The organism is Streptomyces sp. L500 (assembly GCF_054551825.1).
The window spans coordinates 1-3,193 of sequence record NZ_JBTOLC010000106.1; the positions used below are offsets into that span (position 1 = coordinate 1).

At 57.1% G+C, this 3,193-nt stretch carries 1 rRNA gene; it reads right to left on the bottom strand.

The features are described 5' to 3' along the window. Nucleotides 1–21: 21 nt before the first annotated feature. Nucleotides 22–3,144: ribosomal RNA gene (locus tag ACX9I7_RS32460) — 23S ribosomal RNA — on the bottom strand. Nucleotides 3,145–3,193 lie beyond the last annotated feature (49 nt).

A 3,193-nucleotide genomic window follows, 5' to 3' on the forward strand; every position in this document is an offset into this window, starting at 1 on the left:
ACACAGTGGACGCGAGCAACTGAGGACAAGCCCTCGGCCTATTAGTACCAGTCAGCTCCAACCGTTACCGGTCTTCCACACCTGGCCTATCAACCCAGTCGTCTACTGGGAGCCTTACCCCATCAAGTGGGTGGGAGTCCTCATCTCGAAGCAGGCTTCCCGCTTAGATGCTTTCAGCGGTTATCCCTCCCGAACGTAGCCAACCAGCCATGCCCTTGGCAGGACAACTGGCACACCAGAGGTTCGTCCGTCCCGGTCCTCTCGTACTAGGGACAGCCCTTCTCAAGACTCCTACGCGCACAGCGGATAGGGACCGAACTGTCTCACGACGTTCTAAACCCAGCTCGCGTACCGCTTTAATGGGCGAACAGCCCAACCCTTGGGACCGACTCCAGCCCCAGGATGCGACGAGCCGACATCGAGGTGCCAAACCATCCCGTCGATATGGACTCTTGGGGAAGATCAGCCTGTTATCCCCGGGGTACCTTTTATCCGTTGAGCGACGGCGCTTCCACAAGCCACCGCCGGATCACTAGTCCCGACTTTCGTCCCTGCTCGACCCGTCGGTCTCACAGTCAAGCTCCCTTGTGCACTTACACTCAACACCTGATTGCCAACCAGGCTGAGGGAACCTTTGGGCGCCTCCGTTACCCTTTAGGAGGCAACCGCCCCAGTTAAACTACCCACCAGACACTGTCCCTGATCCGGATCACGGACCCAGGTTAGACATCCAGCACGACCAGAGTGGTATTTCAACGACGACTCCACACACACTGGCGTGCATGCTTCACAGTCTCCCACCTATCCTACACAAGCCGAACCGAACACCAATATCAAGCTGTAGTAAAGGTCCCGGGGTCTTTCCGTCCTGCTGCGCGAAACGAGCATCTTTACTCGTAGTGCAATTTCACCGGGCCTATGGTTGAGACAGTCGAGAAGTCGTTACGCCATTCGTGCAGGTCGGAACTTACCCGACAAGGAATTTCGCTACCTTAGGATGGTTATAGTTACCACCGCCGTTTACTGGCGCTTAAGTTCTCAGCTTCGCCTGGACGAATCCAAGCTAACCGGTCCCCTTAACGTTCCAGCACCGGGCAGGCGTCAGTCCGTATACATCGCCTTACGGCTTCGCACGGACCTGTGTTTTTAGTAAACAGTCGCTTCTCGCTGGTCTCTGCGGCCACCCCCAGCTCAGAGCGCGAAGCTCATCACCAGAAATGGCCCCCCTTCTCCCGAAGTTACGGGGGCATTTTGCCGAGTTCCTTAACCATAGTTCACCCGAACGCCTCGGTATTCTCTACCTGACCACCTGAGTCGGTTTAGGGTACGGGCCGCCATGAAACTCGCTAGAGGCTTTTCTCGACAGCATAGGATCATCCACTTCACCACAATCGGCTCGGCATCAGGTCTCAGGCTTCATGCTGCCCGGATTTACCTGGACAACGCCCTACACCCTTACCCCGGGACTACCACCGCCCGGGCTGGACTACCTTCCTGCGTCACCCCATCGCTTACCTACTACAAGTCTGGTTCGTCGGCTCCACCACTCCCCTTCACCCGAAGGATCCAGGACGGCTTCACGGACTTAGCATCGCCTGATTCGATATTGGGCGTTTCAAAGCGGGTACCGGAATATCAACCGGTTGTCCATCGACTACGCCTGTCGGCCTCGCCTTAGGTCCCGACTTACCCTGGGCAGATCAGCTTGACCCAGGAACCCTTAGTCAATCGGCGCACACGTTTCCCACGTGTGTATCGCTACTCATGCCTGCATTCTCACTCGTGAACCGTCCACAACTCGTTTCCACGGCTGCTTCACCCGGCACACGACGCTCCCCTACCCATCCATGCACCCGTTAGGGCTATTGCATGAATGACACGACTTCGGCGGTACGCTTGAGCCCCGCTACATTGTCGGCGCGGAATCACTTGACCAGTGAGCTATTACGCACTCTTTCAAGGGTGGCTGCTTCTAAGCCAACCTCCTGGTTGTCTCTGCGACTCCACATCCTTTCCCACTTAGCGTACGCTTAGGGGCCTTAGTCGATGCTCTGGGCTGTTTCCCTCTCGACCATGGAGCTTATCCCCCACAGTCTCACTGCCGCGCTCTCACTTACCGGCATTCGGAGTTTGGCTAAGGTCAGTAACCCGGTAGGGCCCATCGCCTATCCAGTGCTCTACCTCCGGCAAGAAACACACGACGCTGCACCTAAATGCATTTCGGGGAGAACCAGCTATCACGGAGTTTGATTGGCCTTTCACCCCTAACCACAGGTCATCCCCCAGGTTTTCAACCCTGGTGGGTTCGGTCCTCCACGAAGTCTTACCTCCGCTTCAACCTGCCCATGGCTAGATCACTCCGCTTCGGGTCTTGGGCGCGCTACTCAATCGCCCTATTCGGACTCGCTTTCGCTACGGCTTCCCCACACGGGTTAACCTCGCAACACACCGCAAACTCGCAGGCTCATTCTTCAAAAGGCACGCAGTCACGACGCTGAATGCAAGCACTCAGCGCGACGCTCCCACGGCTTGTAGGCACACGGTTTCAGGTACTATTTCACTCCGCTCCCGCGGTACTTTTCACCATTCCCTCACGGTACTATCCGCTATCGGTCACCAGGGAATATTTAGGCTTAGCGGGTGGTCCCGCCAGATTCACACGGGATTTCTCGGGCCCCGTGCTACTTGGGTGTCTCTCAAACGAGCCGCTAATGTTTCAGCTACGGGGGTCTTACCCTCTACGCCGGACCTTTCGCATGTCCTTCGCCTACATCAACGGTTTCTGACTCGTCTCATGGCCGGCAGACCATGAAAGAGAGATCCCACAACCCCGCATGCGCAACCCCTGCCGGGTATCACACACATACGGTTTGGCCTCATCCGGTTTCGCTCGCCACTACTCCCGGAATCACGGTTGTTTTCTCTTCCTGCGGGTACTGAGATGTTTCACTTCCCCGCGTTCCCTCCACACTGCCTATGTGTTCAGCAGCGGGTGACAGCCCATGACGACTGCCGGGTTTCCCCATTCGGACACCCCCGGATCAAAGCTCGGTTGACAGCTCCCCGGGGCCTATCGCGGCCTCCCACGTCCTTCATCGGTTCCTGGTGCCAAGGCATCCACCGTGCGCCCTTAAAAACTTGGCCACAGATGCTCGCGTCCACTGTGCAGTTCTCAAACAACGACCAGCCACCC